The sequence below is a fragment of the Mycolicibacterium sp. Y3 genome (genome assembly GCF_051188035.1).
GTDB lineage: Bacteria > Actinomycetota > Actinomycetes > Mycobacteriales > Mycobacteriaceae > Mycobacterium > Mycobacterium fluoranthenivorans.
The window spans coordinates 1,732,971-1,748,865 of record NZ_JAVQLT010000001.1 but is presented as its reverse complement, the minus strand read 5'-3'; the positions used below and the strand labels follow the sequence as shown (position 1 = coordinate 1,748,865).

The window sequence follows — 15,895 nt, the reverse complement described above, 5'->3', positions numbered from 1 at the left end:
ACGTGACCCGGGTCACTTACTCGTCGACCATCCTTACATGACTTCTCATCAGGACACCCCTACCAAAAAGCGGGACCGCACCCACTGGCTCTATATCGCCGTCATCGCCGCCGTCGTGATCGGTGTCGGCGTCGGCCTCCTCGCCCCCTCCATCGGCAAGGACGTCGGTGTCCTGGGCACCATGTTCGTCAACCTGATCAAGATGATGATCGCGCCGGTCATCTTCTGCACCATCGTGCTGGGCATCGGCTCGGTCCGCAAAGCCGCCACCGTCGGGCGCGTCGGCGGGCTGGCCTTCGTCTACTTCTTGATCATGTCGACCGTCGCGCTCGGCATCGGGTTGGTCGTCGGCAACCTGCTCAAGCCGGGCTCCGGTATGCACCTGTCGGAGAAGACCGCGGGCCAGGGCGCCGCCCTGGCCGAGAAGGCACATCAGGCCGGCGGCCTGATGGACTTCGTCACCCACATCATCCCGAACACCCTACTTTCCTCCCTGACCGAAGGAAATGTGTTGCAGGCGTTGTTCGTTGCGCTTCTCGTCGGATTCGCGCTGCAGGCCATGGGGACCGCCGGCGAGCCCATCCTGCGCGGTATCGAGCATCTGCAGAAGCTGGTGTTCAAGGTGCTCACCATGATCTTGTGGCTGGCCCCGATCGGCGCGTTCGGTGCCATCGCCAACGTCGTCGGACAGACCGGCTGGAGTGCGGTCACCCAACTGCTGGCCCTGATGCTCGGCTTCTACCTCACCTGCATCGTGTTCGTGTTCGGTGTCCTGGGTGTGCTGCTGCGCGCGGTATCCGGCGTGTCGATCTTCAAGCTGGTGCGCTACTTGGCCCGCGAATACCTGCTCATCTTCTCCACCTCATCCTCGGAGTCGGCGCTGCCCCGGCTGATCGCCAAGATGGAACACCTGGGCGTGGACCGCAGCACCGTCGGCGTGGTGGTCCCCACCGGGTACTCGTTCAACCTGGACGGCACGGCGATCTACCTGACCATGGCATCGCTGTTCATCGCCGACGCCATGGGCCATCCGCTGTCCCTCGGTGAACAGCTGTCGCTGCTGGTGTTCATGATCGTCGCCTCCAAGGGCGCCGCCGGGGTCAGTGGCGCCGGAATGGCCACCCTGGCCGGCGGTCTGCAGAGCCACCGCCCGGACCTGCTCGACGGCGTGGGCCTGATCGTCGGGATCGACCGCTTCATGTCCGAGGCGCGTGCGGTGACCAACTTCTCCGGCAACGCGGTGGCCACCGTCCTGGTCGGCTCGTGGACCAAGACGATCGATCGAGCCAGGGTCGACGCCGTGCTGAGCGGCCAGGTACCGTTCGACGAGCTGACCATGGTCGACGAGGCACGCGCCGAAGAGCCGGCATCGGAGCGCACTCCGGTACCGGTGTAGGGCGCGCACACCGAACCCGGCCGGAGCTGCTCCGGCCGGGTTTTCGTTGTCGTTGAACCGTTTCCACATCGAGTCCGTGTTCTCGGTATGCGTACGATCGTCTTCGCCCCACTCGCCGCCGTCGTGGCGCTCGCCACCGCGGCGCCGGCTTCCGCCGAATCCGCGGTATCCACCATCGGGCTACTGGAATCTCAGGGCTATCACGTCAACATCGATCGGGTCGGCAGCGCCCCGCTGGATCGATGCGTGGTGACCAGTGTCCGAAATCCGCAAGAACAAACGAGACTCGTCCAGGTGGACAGCCACGGCGACCGCGACATCGTCGTCCCGGTGGTGGTCCGGCGCACGATCACGGTGTCGCTGGACTGCTCGCGATAACGAACCGTTCGACATCAACTATTGGACGATGTGGGACCATCTGCACATGAACCCCCAGGATGATCCCGAGGCCCGGATTCGGGCCCTCGAACAGCCGCTCAGCGATGCGGCCAGGGCTTCCGAACTGGGCACCGACCAGCAGTACAGCGCCTACGGCTACACCCCCTCCCCGCCGCCCACTGCGCAATGGCCGTATCCCGGCGGGTATCAGTCCGGGTTTCCCACTGCGCCACCACGTTCCGGGTTGCGCCCATGGATGTTGATCGTGCCGATCACGATTGCCTTCCTCGTCCTGGCCGGCGGCATCGTCACATGGGTGCTGCTCCAGAACACCGCGGTGACCCGAACCTCTCCGGGGATCTCCGGTGGCGGCGGCCTGATCACCAGCGCTGCGCCCAGCCAGCGGTCGACGGTGAACCAGGCCCCCACCGCGGTGCCGACCGCCGCGCCGTCGCAGACGCTGCCCCAGCCCGGTAGCACGGTGAGCGTCTCCGGCATCGGCGCCGTCAAGACCATCGCCTGCAATGAGAACGTGATGGTGGTCAGCGGCGCGAACAACCGGATCACCATCACCGGGCATTGCACCAGCCTGACGGTGTCCGGCTTCGAGAACAACGTCACCGTGGACACGGCGGATGCCATCACGGCCAGCGGGTTCAACAACCATGTGGCGTTCCACTCCGGCTCACCGGCGGTCAACCAGTCCGGCGAGGGAAATCTCATCGAGCAGAGCTAGTCTGCCGGTATCACCTTGAGCTGCAACGCCGCCGCGGTGGCCGGGCCGACGACCCCGTCGACCACCAGGCCCGCGGTCCGGCGCTGGAACTCACGCACCGCGGCCTCGGTCTGCGGACCGTAGTCGCCGTCCACCACCAAACCCCCGGCGTAGGACGCGTAGCCGTACTTCAGGCGGCGCTGCAATTCGGATACCTGCGGACCCCGCACACCGCGATACAGCAGGATCCCGGTGTACTCGCCCACCGGAACGGGCGGGCGCGGGGTCGGCGCCGGGTCGGCGATCACACCGATACGCTCGGCGATATCACTGCGCAGCAACGTCATGTCGATCGCACCCGGATCCCATTTGCCCTGCGCATAGCCCGCGTACTCCTTGTGCCCGATGGTGCGGGCAGAGGTCTGGGCCAGCCGCCGGTTGATCGCCGCACAACAGCGGACCAGTGCGAAATACTGGGCAGCGGGCCAGTTCTGGCGATGAGGGGCGAGCGGACCGGTACCGGTGTTGGCGCATTCGATGCCGATCAGGTGCCAATTGCCCATGTTCGCCGGCACCCACGGATACATCCCCGCACCTGCATGCCACGCGACCCCGAGCGCCACGACGGTCACCGTGCCGTCCCGCGCAATGTGCAACTGCGACAACGGCCCTGCCAGATCGGGGCGGCCGTCGGCGATCGACGCCGCGGTGGCGGTATCGGATCCCGTGTGGTGCACCATCACACCGCGGATGTCCTTGAAATCCCCGTGCCCGCGGTCCCGCCAGCCCGGGTACTCGACCACATCAAGCCCCTCGGCCCTGAGCACATCGGCCAGCCAGACCGGATCGCCGGTCCACGGTCGTGTCGACGGCACCGCTGCTGCCTCCCCTGCCTCACCGGACGTGCGCCAGCCAACCTACCGTCCCACCGGCCCACCGGAGGAGGGAGTCTCACCGCGACGCACCCAGGCCGATGGGCGCATCGAATAGCTCTGCAGGGGAACGAATCACCGACTTGCCCCAGAAACACCTACCGGCCCGCTCGCAGTGCGAGTGGACCGGTAGATGCTCGATCGAGATTTCGCGCCGGCCACCTCGAGGGCGGCCGACCGTGCACAGGACTCAGCCTCCGAATGCCTTGCCGATCCTGTTCACCACATTGGTGACACCCTTGCCGACCTGCTTCTGCAGATTCGTCCCGGCCTTGCCGACCTGGTTCTGCAGATTCGTGCCACCCTTGCCGAGCTGGTTCTGCAGATTCGTGCCACCCTTACCGAGCTGGTTCTGCAGATTCGTCCCGGCCTTACCCAGCTGGCTGCCCGCATTGCTCCCGGCCTTACCCAGCTGGTCACCTACGTTGCTGCCGGCCTTGCCCAGCTCGCTACCCAGCTTCCCGAGATTGTTCCCGAGCTGCGTGATGACGTTCTGCTGCGAGTCGGCCGCGGCCACGCCCGCCGAAGCAGTGGCAACGCCCATCGCGACCGCAAGCCCACCGGTGCTCACGACCGCGGCCGTGGCAACTCGCTGCAGCATCCCCTGACGTCGATCCATGATCGTCCTCCCTCTAGCAAACGCCTTTGTTGGCCTACAAAAATTAGCACAGGGGTTGCTGACGGAGCCATAGTCACAACCGTCTTACAGCAAACTATTGTATTGACCCTTCCGTAAATTGTTTTGCCCTGCGCCGTGGTCGTGGAGTACCCAATGACCTCGTAAGCAAACCCGAAATTTATCGGTCCGGCGCGCCGCCGGCAGGCGCCAACTTCGCTAAACCTGCACGCAGATGCCACCTTTGAGATGTTCGTCATAGCGCTCCAGGGTTGCCGAGCAAACCCAGTATTGGCGGGCCAAATGAGGAGATCCTGCATTTTTGTCCCCGCCGGTTCGAAACTGGCACCGCAATTGCAGGCACCGGAATGAGTACGCCAAACCTTCCGCGCGCGAGTTTGCTGGCGAGGGTCGCCGGCAAAGTCATATAGATATCGGGGTTGCCGGGTTGGTGGCGTCACACCCATGACCGAGCGGCTCCGGGACACAGCGCACCCGCCGGACCGAGCCCGCGGACCGATCTACGCCGGCAGCGCCTCACTCATCGTTGCTGATTGAGCCAGACCTTGGTTCCGCCCAAGGGCGCCCAGGTCATCGAACCGTTCTGGAACATGATCTTCTTGCCGCCGAACACCCATGCCTCATCCGAGGTCGCGAGGCCCAGTTGCGGCACCCATGCCTTGGCGAATTCCTTACTACCCCAGTGCGCCCCGGTTTCGGGCGAGTACCACACGCGCACCGGAGTGCTGCCGGTGAAGTCCTGATAACCGTTCGCGAATGCCGTCAGCGGGACGACTCGCCTCGCTCGGGCCACATCCCCGACGGGCGACGGAGACCAGACGAACTGGCCGGGCGTCAGTTCCCACAACATGGCCGCCGTGCGCAACTGCGCCCACACCGTCGACGTCGCGGCGAACACCGGACTGAGCACGTCACCCAGCGCGGGGTCGGTGACGGTGGCGAACCGCTGATAGACAGCACTCGTACCGGGTGGGGATTGGACGACTTGTTGCGATTTCTTGGCGGTCCAGTTGGTCTGGTAGACCCCGAAGCGGTCCTCTTCCATCGCGCTCGAACTGTTGAGATCGCGCGTCGTGTAGAGCATCAACGGCCCGCCGAACGGCAGTTCGCGCCAACTGCTGATCATGTTGGACATCAGAGCCGCTTGCGCGTCCTCCGAGACGCGGTTGGTGGGTGCGCCGAATTCGGTCACCCAGATGCTCTTCGCCCTTTCATTGTTGGCCAACATGAGCAGACGAAGCCGCACCAACTGTTCGACCGGGGAATCGCTCTGGTACATCCCCTCGGAGAATTTCATGGTGTAGCTATAGGGATGGTAGGACAACGCGTCGAAATACGGGCCGGCGCCGGCCGCATACATTTTCGTCAAAAATGTCACCGGGTTGATGGTCCACGTGCTCCACGATTTACCGGAGCCGAGCACGCCACCGAGTACCGTCACCGAAGGATCGACGGCCTTTATCTTCGGGTAGGCCGCTTTCAGAAGATCGGTGTAACCGCTCGGATCCGGTACGGGCCGATACCCGAAAATTCCATTGGGCTCGTTCCATATTTCGTACGCCGCGATCTTGCCTTTGTAGCGCGCCGCCACGGCAGCGGTGAAATTCCCGTACACATCCGGCGATGCGGGCCGCCCGTTGGGCGGTATCGAACCGGGAGCCGCCGCCCAGAGCGGGCTGGAGGTGATGGCGCAGATGATCGATATGTTCGCCGCGGCCGCTGCGGCGACGACACGGTCGGCACGCGACCAGTCGTAGACGCCCTTCTTCGTCTCGACATTCGCCCACGGAATACCGATTCGCACGGCGTGAATGTTGTTCGCGACCCACCGTTGCACGGTCTGCGCAACTTGGTCATCGTTATAGAAAAAGAACTGCGAGTCGGCGAACCCCAAGGTTGACGACGAGGCCGCCAATGGCGTCACCTGTCCGAATTCCATGGGTCGATGCCGCTGCGATGTCGGTACCACGAAGAGCACCGCCAGCGTCACCAGGGAAACAATGACCGAAGCAGCGACCCGAGAATATTTACGGGCGGGGTAATTCATCCTCCGGCGCACGCATACCCAATCTCTCCGGTCCCCTGTCTACCCAAACGACATTGTGTCGTATCGGCCCTTTTCGACACGCGCAATTCAATTCGGCGTGTCGGACGATCGACCGACGCGCCGGGGCCGTGTGGTTGGGGTCAGTCGCCCGCCTGGGGTTCCGCCTTCTCGGCCGATGCCCCCTTCTGCCAGGGCCATCGCCCGGTGATCTCGACTTCCAGCGAGAAGCTCAAGAAGGTCCGGATGACCACGATGCCCGCGAGCACCACCACGCTCTGCCACGTGGGCGTGATGGCGACCGTCCGGATGATGTCTGCGGCGACGAGGAACTCCAGGCCGAGCAGAATCGAACGCCCAAGCTGTTCCCGGAAGAACCGATAAGGATCGCTTGCCTTGTCCCGCATGCGGCCGACGGTGGCGCCCAGCGCCAGCACGGCCCCGACCGCGATCACCGCGACACCGATGCCGTCGATCACCTTGCCGACCGTCTCGACGACTTCAAAGAAACCCATGACTGAACGGTAGGACCCGGCCCGAGGTTTTCGGCCCCTGGCAGCCACGACACGCTGGCAATTCACCGTCGAATACCGGTGAGCCCGCCCGCAAACTCCCTTGCCGACGATTCGGTGCCGTGTACCGACCAACGAGCCTGTTTGCGCGCCCGAACTGGACATCTCAGCAAACTCCCGCGATAGTGAACGCATGTCGAACCCGAAAGCCCGGTCCTTGTCTGGTCGCGTCGTGGCCGCCGCGGTCGGCATCACGATCGCCGCCGCACCGGTCGCGGTCGCGCCGGCACATGCCGACGGCGCCGATGACGCGATCCTGGCCGCACTGAGCGCCGCGGGATTCTCGATCGGCAATCCCGCGGTGGTCAAACAGGTGTCCCGGACCATCTGCCCGTCGTTGAAGGACGGCGCCAAGACGATGACCTGGTTGGTGACGGGTGCCACGATGCAGGGCATCCCCCAACTCGTGGCCACGAAGCTCGTCGGCCTGACGGTGAAGACGAGGTGCCCGCAGATGGTCAAGTCCGTCCTGACCTGACGAGCTCCGGCCCGATTGCGAGAATGGCCCCATGGCCGACGACTCACCCGATTTTCCGCACCACGCCGCGCAGCGGGGACGGGTGGAGCCGGCACCGCGGCGGGTGCGCGGCTACTGCGCCGGAGAGTTGATCTTCGACACCACCGCAGCCCGCTACGTGTGGGAGCTGCCGTACTACCCGCAGTACTACATTCCCCTCGACGATGTGCGGCGGGAACACTTGGTCGACGAACTCCACCCGCAACGCAGCCAGTTCGGGGCGTCCCGGTCGTATGCGATCAGTGCCGGCGAGGTCACCGTGCCGTCGGCGGCACGTGTCTATGACCCCAGGCGCGACGGGGACCCCGAGGGCGACGGGCTCGTCCCCGGTCTGGTGCGCTTCGAATGGTCCAGTCTGGAGTGGTTCGAGGAGGACGAACGGATCCTGGGGCATCCGCGAAATCCGTACACCCGGGTCGATGCGCTCCGCTCCCACCGCCACGTGGTGGTCGAGCTGGGTGGGACGGTGCTCGCCGACACGCACTGCCCGGTTCTGCTGTTCGAAACGGGTTTACCCACGAGGTATTACATCGACCGGACCGACGTGCGTTTCGAGCACCTGGCAGCCAGCCAGACCCAGACGTTGTGCCCGTACAAGGGCACCACGACCGGCTACTGGTCCGTACACGCGGGCGGCGCCACCCACGCCGATCTGGCCTGGGCCTACGACTATCCACTGGCCGCGGTGGCGCCGATTGCCGGGCTGGTGGCCTTCTACAACGAGAAGGTCGACATCATCGTCGACGGTGCGCGGCTGCCCCGGCCGAAGACACATTTCAGTTAGGCCCACCGGCCCGGGAACGGCCCCATGTCGGCGTGTGTCAACCGAACTCACACGGTGGCCAGGGAAGCCCAGAATTCGGTGAGCGCCGCCGCGCCACGCACCGGGTCCTGCACCATCCACCAGTGCCCCAGCCCTTCGAGCACCTCGGTGCGCGCGCCCGCGCGCTCGGCGGCGCGGCGCCGGATCTCCTCCGATCCGGTGTAGTGGTCCTCGGTGGCCAGCAGGCACAGCCCTGGACGGACCGCCGCGTTTCCGAGTCGCCGGCCTTCCTCGGCCAAGACGTCGCCCGACACCGAGCGGTACAGCCCGAGGATGGCCGCCCCCATCTCCGGTCCGAGACCCACGGCGATCCTGGCGGCGACGTCGTCGGTGATTCCGAGCGCTGTCAGCCGCCCGGCCCTGTCCTGCACGCTCCCGCCGATCAGGGCGTCGACGAATTGTTCACCGGCGCCGGGGGTCTGCCAGATCTGGGCGGCCTCATGCCAGACGTACTCCGGGTCGAAGACCCCGATGATGTCGGTGGCCCAGCTGCGCACCAACTCCGGTCGGAGCATCATCGCGTTCACCACGTGGTTGCCGCCCCAGTCGTGGCCGACCAGGTCGATAGGACCGTCGATCCGGGCCAGTTCGCCGACCAGCCAATCGCGGTAGTCCAGATAGGTGCCCACCCAGCCGTGCGGTACCGGCGCACCGAATCCGGGCGGCGACAACCGGATCACGTCATCGCGGCCGAGCGCCTCGACGAGCGGGTCCCAGAGCGCGTCGGTCTCCGGGTTGCCATGCACCAAAACCACCGTCATGCAATCATCCTGACATGGCCGGCACCAACGCCCACTTCTACCGCACCGCGGAGGGGACCGGGTTACCCCATGATCCTTTCAACGCCATCGTCGGCCCGCGTCCGATCGGCTGGATTTCCAGCCACAGCCAAGAGGGCGTACGAAACCTGGCCCCGTACAGCTTTTTCAACGGATTCAACTACCATCCACCGATCATCGGATTCTCCTCGATCGGGTGGAAGGACACCGTCGCCAATATCGAGGCCACCGGCAACTTCGTCTGGAATCTCGCCACCCGCGATCTGGCTGAACGAATGAACCAGACCGCCGCCACCCTGCCCGCCCATCAAGACGAGTTCGAGACCAGCGGGCTGACTCCCGTTCCGGCGACCATCGTCAGCTCCGCGATGGTGCTGGAAAGCCCGGTGAACTTCGAATGTGAACTGGCGCAACTCATTCAGCTCACCACCGCCACCGGTGCAGCACTGGACACCTGGCTGGTCCTCGGCGAGGTCGTCGCCGTGCACATCGAACGGGACCATCTCGTCGACGGGATATACGACACCGCCGGACCTCGTCCGATCCTACGCAGCGGCGGGCCGGCCAACTACTTCGAGATCGGCCCGGAGGCTCTCTTCGCCATGCCCCGGCCCTCCTGAGGACTCATCTCAGCGTGGCGGGTCACCGTGCCAGGTGAAACTGTTCACGTACTTGCCGATATCCATGGCGAGTTGCAGATTCGCCCCGGACGGGTGCCCGATCCCGAATGACGGACTGAACTCGTGATACGGCCCGACCGCCGAAGCCACCAGGGCCACCTCGTTTTTCACCGCAACCATCACCATGATGCGCAGCCTGGTGTAGCTGCCGGAGGAGTCTTGCGGGTACTCGTCGGCGAAGACTCCGTATCCCGGCTGGTAACCGACTGCCGCATTGGGGATCTCGTAGTCCACGGTGGCATCGGGATAGCTGCGAGCGATCAGGTCCTCGGCGATCGCACGCGGCGTACGCCCCGCCGCCGGCTCACCGAAGAGCTCCACGGTGCCGGTGTCGCCGGCGATGAAGTCCAGCGTCACCCCGTCCGGATCGAGGGTGGCCCGGTAGGCGGTACCCGGCCCGGGGTAGGAGACCGAGAACGACCCGTCGGCGGCGGTGAATCGGGGGTTGGTGGCCACGGGTGTGCCCATCGGCGGTCGCCCGCAGTCCGGCGGGCACTTGTAGTTCGGAACCGCGGGCGTGATCACCGCAGACACCGCCGCGACCACCACCGCCGAGATGACGACGCCTACCCCGACCGGTAGCAGCACCCGGGTATCGCCCGCCGGCCGCTCGCCGAGGTCACCTGCCCCGGCCTGGATCGCGACGCGGGCGGCCAGCAATGCCACTACCGTGAGCATCAGATGCACGCCCACGTGCACGCTCTGCGGCAGTGGGGCGACTTCGGCCACACCCAGCACACCGTAGAGAATCAGCGCCACGCTCACGCTGACGATCACCGCCGCCACGCGCCGGCGGCGGGCACCGAGTGCCACCCCCACCATGCCACCGACTGCGGCGGCCATCAGCGGCACCGCGATGCCCTGGATGCCGGCCTCGACGAGAAGCGCGAGTACGGAGCGTTCAGGGGTGGACACCCCGGTCGCCAGCTGCGGGCTGAGCCGGGTCAGTGTCGCCGCCGCAGTGAACGCCGTTGCCCCCAGCGCCCCGAACACATAGCCGTCCAAGGGATCCCGTATCAATCCAGGCGCCAGCCGCGCAGCGATGGCGGGCAACAACATAAGAACCACCCCGCCGACCGGAATCGACAGACCCTCCAGCATGGTGTGCCCGAACGTGACCCCGGATCCCAGGGCGACGTCGTAGGCCTGCGCCACTATCTCACCCGCGACCAGCGCCCATCCCAGGCCCAGCAGCGCCGCGAGCAAGGCCGTCGTCACCAGGGCGCGCCCCGACCTGCCACAGGTGCGCAGATACATCACGAACACCAAGGGGAATCCGGCTGCGGCCGTTCCGATCATCGGCGCCTGCCAGCGCAGGACCGCGCATACCGCCAGCGCGACGACCACGCCCGCCAGCGCGAGGCGGAATGGGGTGCGCCGCTCACGTGGCAGATACGGGAAGAGGGTGGTTGTCACCGAGGGCCACAGCACCCGTTGATCTGGGCCGGCTGCGAATGAGGTCATCGCCGCGCGGCGCCGGTCTGGAGGGCAAGAAGATCGCGGACCAGACTGTCGACGTTCGGGCTGCCGAGTCCGGTCACCAGGTCGTAGCCCGGACTCGAGACGTCGACTGCGTTCGCCCCCAGCCGGACATCGCGGAAACCGGGCAGCCGGGAACCCGAGGCGACCTGGTACAGCAGCGGATTGAGGTCACCACCCAATGCCCGCCCGCCGTGGGCGCGCAGATACTGGTTCATCAACACCGTCAGCGCCGCCCAGATGGGTGCGGCCTGCGACGTTCCCGCACCGATTCTCGACTGCCCGTCGAACACGATGCGCACGCCGGTGAACGGGTCGGCCACCGCCGCCACATCCGGCACCAACCGCTGGGTGGTGTCCCGCCCGGTCCCGACACTGCGCTGAAATGCGGGACGGGAGTACAGCTTCGAGACACCGCCGCTGCTGCCCAGTGACATCGCCACATCCACCCAGGCCTGTTCGGAGAGCCACTGGCCTTGCTCGTCGGTTGTCAGCGTGGTGCCCCCGACCGACGTGACCTCGGGCATCGACGCCACCGCGTCGAGGCCGATATCGTCGGGCCCCGGGGGTGCAGACCAGTCGGGTCCGCCTTTGCATTCCAGGCCGCCGTTGTCCCCACTCGCGTCGAATACCGTGGTGCCGCGCTTCTGCGCCGCCGCCAGCGCCGCACGGACCGGGGTGAGGTCGGCGGTGCCGTGCAACCGGTCGCAACCCCAACCGATCGACAGGCTCCACACCGCTCCGGGAAATTGGCGATCCGTGGTCTCGAACAGCTGCGCGACCTTCTGATAGCCGCCGTCGCCCTCGACGGTGGGGAGCGCGTTCACGACGACCAGTTGGGCATCGGGCGCAATGGCGTGCGCCACTTGAAGATCCATCACCGTCTCGCCGGTGGACGGGCCCGGTTGGCCGCCGACGAGGACCGGGGTGAAACGGGGCAATCCCGACGTATCGGAGAAGGTGTCCAGATCGCTCTGGTCGTAGCCGTCGAACTCGAAGAACACGATGGTCGCCCCCTTGCCGGTGAAGCCGGCAGCGGCGAGCGGTTGTGCGTTGTACGCCGTCAGCAGCGCATCCGGGCTCAGCCCTTGGCGCGGCACGTCCAGCGGCAGCAGACCGGGACGCGCCATGTGGTGCGGGGTATAGCCGAGGATGCGGCCGATATCGCTGACCGTGCTCGTCAGTTCGACGGGCACCACGGGTTGCTGCGGGGACGCGTAGAACTCCTGGCCGCGGCGGCCCCGGTAATCGCGCACCGGAACCGCGAAGGCACGCGCCACGCTGTCGGCCGGGCCCTCGACGACGGCCCAGGCATCACCGGGCCGCCACCGCACCGACAGATCACGCTCGGCGGCCCAGCCGATCAACTCCTCGGGCCGACGGGCGTCGGCGAGCGTGACCGTCAATTGCGTGTCACTCGAGCGGGACGCACCCAGATCGGCGGACGCGGCCAGCAGTCGGGCGTAGGGACCGGCGATGGTGGCGTCCACAGAGCGGGACAGCGGCGCAACGTCGGCTGCCAGCAGCAACGCCGCCGCCAGCAGCACCCACAACCGGTGACGACCGATCATGCCTACGCTATGGCGAGGATCAGGGGGTGCCGCCGATCCCAGAATGCCGACCGCCCGGGACCGACGGCGCGGGCGGGGCCAACACCGACGGGGTGAAGAGGTTCCCACCGGTCGGGTCGATCGACTTCTGCGTCGGGGAGACCGTCTCGGTCGGTGCCGCGGGCGTGGTCGTCGTGGTCGTCGTCGTAGTCGTGGTCGTCGTTGTGCTGCTGGGGCTTTCCTTGGTGCTGTTACCGCACGCCGCGGTCAGGCCACCCAGTGCAATGACGGCCGCGGCGCCGGCGACGGCGCCCAGACGGCGGCTCAGAATGCGTGAATTCACGATGCTGATCCTCTCTACGCCTACGACGACGATCCGGGACGGTGGACGCCCGGGGGTTCCGTCGGCGCCGGCGGAGCCAGCACGCTGGGTGTGAAGAGGTTCCCGCCGGTCGGGTCGATCGACTTCTGCGTCGGAGACACCGTCTCGGTCGGCGTCGCGGGCGCGGTCGTCGTGGTGGTCGTCGTCGTGGTCGTCGTGGTGGTGCTCGACGGCGCCTCCTTGCCACCCGAACCGCACGCGGCCGTGAGGCCGCCCATTGCGATGAGGGCCGCGCATCCCGCGGTCAACCCCAGACGACGAACTAAAACCCGTGAAGCCATGACATCCATCCCATGCGGCCGGTGCTACGCAACATCTATTTGACAAGAACGTCACCATCGTCGCACATCAGGGGCCGATGCATTGGTTTTACCGGCTAGGCGGCCTTCTTGTCCGAGTCGGACCTTTCGCCGGCGCCACCGGTGCTCCGCGGTGTGCGATCACCGGCCGCACCGTCCTTGTCTCGCGAGCCGTGTTTGCCACCGGCTTTCGACGGGGCACTATCGGACGAGCCGGCGTCGGACGAGCCTGCGTCGGGCGTCTGCGACGACGTGGTCGAATCCGCTGCGGGCGTCTTGCTTCGGTGCGGGCGGTGGGTGCCGGCGGGATGCCGGCGAGCGGGCGGGGCGGCATCATCGCTCGCCGACGCACTCGACGTGTCGGCCTCGGCCGACGTCGCGGTGTCGGCAACACCGGTCTCACCCCCGGTTGCGGCGGTCGTGGTGTCGTCCGCTTTTGCGCCCTTGACCTCGACCGGGTCGCTCTTGACGTCATCGGCGGCGGTGGTGGTATCGGCTTCGCCCGTCGCGGTTTTCGCGGTGACCTCCGCCGCGCTCTGCGCCGCGCGGGTGTTGGTCTTCGCCTGCGGCAGCGCAGTGGGTGTCGCGGCGGCGAGGGCAGTTTGATCGGCCGTCTCATCCGAGACGGTGGGCACCTTGTCCCAGGACGGGTTGAGCGCATGTCGGATGCCCACACCCACGGCGTTGAGCAATTGGAACGGCAGCGCGATCAGCCGTTGCGGCGTCGGGGACAGCGACGCCGGGGTGGGGACACCGGGGTTGATCGAGCGGTCATACCCCAGGTCGACCAGTAGTTTCAGCGCCGGCCGCACCAGATCCAGGAGTTGCTTGGGCACCCCCAGCATCTTGAACGGCACCAGCAGCGGAAGCTCCGGGGCCGCCAGCGTCACATAGGTGATGTTGCTGTCGGGGTCGGTGTAATCGGGACGGGCGCGGGGACCGGTCATATCCGCCGGGAAGTAGTTGGAGTGCAGAAGGCCGAAACCCAGCAGCGCGTTCAGGTCGGCCAGGAGGTTGAGCGGATAGTTCGGAAAGTCCGAGATCGGGTCGTACTCCCAGCTCACATCGGTGGTCTTGTAGGGGGTGTCGGTCGGTGTGCTGCCGTCGAACTTGACGTTGAATAGCGGCAGGAACAATCCCGGAAAGCGTTGCGCGATACCACCATTGGGACGGTTCATGCTGGCGAAGAGAAGAAAGGACAACCGGTCGGCATCCGGCGACCCGATCGATTGCAGATACCGCATCTCCCGGACGACGACGTTCGCACCCGACGAATAGCCCGCGACGGTGACGGGCCCGTCGGTGAGCAGGGCCGAGTCCAGCGCGTCCTGCACGTTCGCCAGCCCCTGCTGCTGCGACTGTTCGAAGGTGGTCTTGCCGTCCCACCCGGAGGTGTACGGAATCTGTGACGGCCAGCCGACCTTCTGGAAGTCGTAGCCGTAATAGGGCGACGCCGGGTTGGTCGGATCGAGGTAGCCGTGTCCGGCCACCCCGACGGAGCCGGGGTAGCTTCCGAGCGACCGCGGATCACCGCCCAACTCCTGGATCATGCTGGCGCTGCTCGGGTTGCTGTTGCCGCCGATCGCCACCAGCGTGCCGGCGAGCAGCCGCACGCCCACCCCGACACTGGACAGGAATGCCAAAGCGGCAACTGCAGCGAACACCAGAACTGATCTGGAGACGGACGATGCAACCGACACCATCGGACGACCCGTCACGGCAACCTCTTCCCCCGAGATTGAGTAAACAGCCGCATATCATCGCAGCTAGAAGCACTTGAGAGCGTTTCTACCATGTAGATATACGTGATGGGTCGCCTTTTGGCGATCTCTGCGCGCACCCACGCGCGTGCTCCGACTACTTACCGGCCATGCGCCTTTGGCAAAACCTTACTCCGGAGTAAGGAAACGCCCTGGTAGTGCGGCTGTTTCCGCGCCAGGTTCACAACACCTTGGAGAGGAACTCCTGCAGTCGCGGATGTTTCGGGTTGTCGAACAACTCGGCCGGCGGTGCGTCCTCGACGATGTTGCCGCCGTCCATGAAGATCACCCGGGAGGCCACCTCCCTGGCGAAACCCATCTCGTGGGTGACCACCACCATGGTCATGCCGCCCTGGGCGAGGGCGCGCAGCACCTCGAGCACATCGCCGACCATCTCCGGGTCCAGCGCACTGGTGGCCTCGTCGAACAGCATGATGGACGGATTCATCGCCAGTGCCCGCGCGATCGCGACGCGCTGCTTCTGCCCACCCGACAGCGTGGAGGGCTTCACCTGGGCCTTCTCCGCCAGCCCCACCTGGGCGAGGAGGTCGAGCGCCTTCTTCTCGGCGGCCGCCTTGGTCATCTTCTTGGTCAGCAGCGGCGCCAGCGTGACATTGTCGATCACCGTCATGTGCGGGAACAGGTTGAAGTGCTGGAACACCATGCCGATGTGCTGGCGGACCTTGTCCAGGTCGACCTTCTTGTCGGTGAGGTCGAACTCGTCGATGGTCACCTTGCCGCCGGTGATGTCCTCCAGCTTGTTCAGGCACCGCAGGAAGGTGGACTTGCCGGAGCCCGACGGACCGATGACGCAGACGACCTCGCCTTGTTTGATGGTGGTGTCGATACCGTTGAGCACCACCAGATCTCCGAACGACTTCTTCAAGCCCTCGATGCGGATCTTGACGGTGCCCGGCTCCGCGGTTGCAGCTTCGGGAATGAGATCGGTCAT

The 15,895-nt window shown here is 66.0% G+C and carries 17 protein-coding genes; 6 read left to right on the top strand and 11 right to left on the bottom strand.

What is annotated here, in order from left to right; translation table 11 throughout:
• The first annotated feature begins 37 nt into the window (after positions 1-37).
• From QN239_RS08625 to QN239_RS08615, 3 genes are all read left to right on the top strand, one after another.
• Positions 38-1,396 (top strand): cation:dicarboxylate symporter family transporter, encoded by a 1,359-nt coding sequence (locus QN239_RS08625; RefSeq protein WP_499009544.1) that lies wholly within the window; start codon positions 38-40, stop codon positions 1,394-1,396.
• An 87-nt stretch (positions 1,397-1,483) separates the two neighbouring features.
• Positions 1,484-1,774 carry a hypothetical protein gene (locus QN239_RS08620; protein ID WP_499009542.1) on the top strand — a complete coding sequence of 97 codons (291 nt, stop codon included), beginning with the start codon at positions 1,484-1,486 and terminating at the stop codon, positions 1,772-1,774.
• 46 nt (positions 1,775-1,820) lie between these two features.
• On the top strand, positions 1,821-2,510 hold the full coding sequence (locus QN239_RS08615) for a DUF3060 domain-containing protein (protein ID WP_499009540.1): 690 nt from the start codon (positions 1,821-1,823) through the stop codon (positions 2,508-2,510).
• Here the strand turns inward: QN239_RS08615 and QN239_RS08610 are convergent.
• The 4 genes from QN239_RS08610 to QN239_RS08595 form a co-directional block, all read right to left on the bottom strand.
• On the bottom strand, positions 2,507-3,364 hold the full coding sequence (locus tag QN239_RS08610) for a peptidoglycan recognition protein family protein (protein WP_499009538.1): 858 nt from the start codon (positions 3,362-3,364) through the stop codon (positions 2,507-2,509). The genes QN239_RS08615 and QN239_RS08610 overlap by 4 nt on opposite strands.
• Before the next feature lie 247 nt (positions 3,365-3,611).
• Entirely contained in the window at positions 3,612-4,040 is a 429-nt protein-coding gene (locus QN239_RS08605; protein ID WP_499009536.1) for a hypothetical protein, read from the bottom strand.
• A 538-nt stretch (positions 4,041-4,578) separates the two neighbouring features.
• Complete coding sequence (locus QN239_RS08600) at positions 4,579-6,048, bottom strand: cellulase family glycosylhydrolase (RefSeq protein WP_499009534.1); 1,470 nt, start codon at positions 6,046-6,048, stop codon at positions 4,579-4,581.
• A gap of 197 nt (positions 6,049-6,245) precedes the next feature.
• Entirely contained in the window at positions 6,246-6,617 is a 372-nt protein-coding gene (locus QN239_RS08595) for a DUF1622 domain-containing protein (RefSeq protein WP_499009533.1), read from the bottom strand.
• A gap of 190 nt (positions 6,618-6,807) precedes the next feature.
• Here QN239_RS08595 and QN239_RS08590 point away from each other — a divergent pair, with 190 nt between their 5' ends.
• Positions 6,808-7,152 carry a DUF732 domain-containing protein gene (locus QN239_RS08590; RefSeq protein WP_499009532.1) on the top strand — a complete coding sequence of 115 codons (345 nt, stop codon included), beginning with the start codon at positions 6,808-6,810 and terminating at the stop codon, positions 7,150-7,152.
• A 31-nt stretch (positions 7,153-7,183) separates the two neighbouring features.
• Positions 7,184-7,975: a DUF427 domain-containing protein gene (locus QN239_RS08585; protein WP_499009530.1), complete on the top strand. Its 792-nt coding sequence runs from the start codon at positions 7,184-7,186 to the stop codon at positions 7,973-7,975.
• A 47-nt stretch (positions 7,976-8,022) separates the two neighbouring features.
• Here the strand turns inward: QN239_RS08585 and QN239_RS08580 are convergent, their stop codons facing one another.
• On the bottom strand, positions 8,023-8,775 hold the full coding sequence (locus tag QN239_RS08580) for an alpha/beta fold hydrolase (protein ID WP_499009528.1): 753 nt from the start codon (positions 8,773-8,775) through the stop codon (positions 8,023-8,025).
• Between the two features lie 14 nt (positions 8,776-8,789).
• Here QN239_RS08580 and QN239_RS08575 point away from each other — a divergent pair, with 14 nt between their 5' ends.
• A complete protein-coding gene (locus QN239_RS08575) occupies positions 8,790-9,413 on the top strand; it encodes a flavin reductase family protein (RefSeq protein WP_499009527.1) in 624 nt (207 codons plus the stop codon).
• Positions 9,414-9,422: 9 nt separating this feature from the next.
• Here QN239_RS08575 and QN239_RS08570 read toward each other — a convergent pair whose 3' ends face one another.
• The 6 genes from QN239_RS08570 to QN239_RS08545 form a co-directional block, all read right to left on the bottom strand.
• On the bottom strand, positions 9,423-10,889 hold the full coding sequence (locus QN239_RS08570; RefSeq protein ID WP_499009525.1) for a zinc ribbon domain-containing protein: 1,467 nt from the start codon (positions 10,887-10,889) through the stop codon (positions 9,423-9,425).
• Between the two features lie 44 nt (positions 10,890-10,933).
• Positions 10,934-12,523: a S53 family peptidase gene (locus tag QN239_RS08565; RefSeq protein ID WP_499009523.1), complete on the bottom strand. Its 1,590-nt coding sequence runs from the start codon at positions 12,521-12,523 to the stop codon at positions 10,934-10,936.
• Positions 12,524-12,542: 19 nt separating this feature from the next.
• Complete coding sequence (locus QN239_RS08560) at positions 12,543-12,845, bottom strand: hypothetical protein (RefSeq protein ID WP_499009520.1); 303 nt, start codon at positions 12,843-12,845, stop codon at positions 12,543-12,545.
• Between the two features lie 20 nt (positions 12,846-12,865).
• Positions 12,866-13,165: a hypothetical protein gene (locus QN239_RS08555; RefSeq protein ID WP_167164309.1), complete on the bottom strand. Its 300-nt coding sequence runs from the start codon at positions 13,163-13,165 to the stop codon at positions 12,866-12,868.
• Positions 13,166-13,260: 95 nt separating this feature from the next.
• The gene (locus tag QN239_RS08550; RefSeq protein ID WP_499009518.1) at positions 13,261-14,847 is read right to left on the bottom strand and encodes a PE-PPE domain-containing protein; all 1,587 of its coding nucleotides are present in this window, start codon (positions 14,845-14,847) and stop codon (positions 13,261-13,263) included.
• A 277-nt stretch (positions 14,848-15,124) separates the two neighbouring features.
• Positions 15,125-15,895, bottom strand: a complete 771-nt coding sequence (locus QN239_RS08545; protein ID WP_499009516.1) for an amino acid ABC transporter ATP-binding protein — start codon at positions 15,893-15,895, stop codon at positions 15,125-15,127.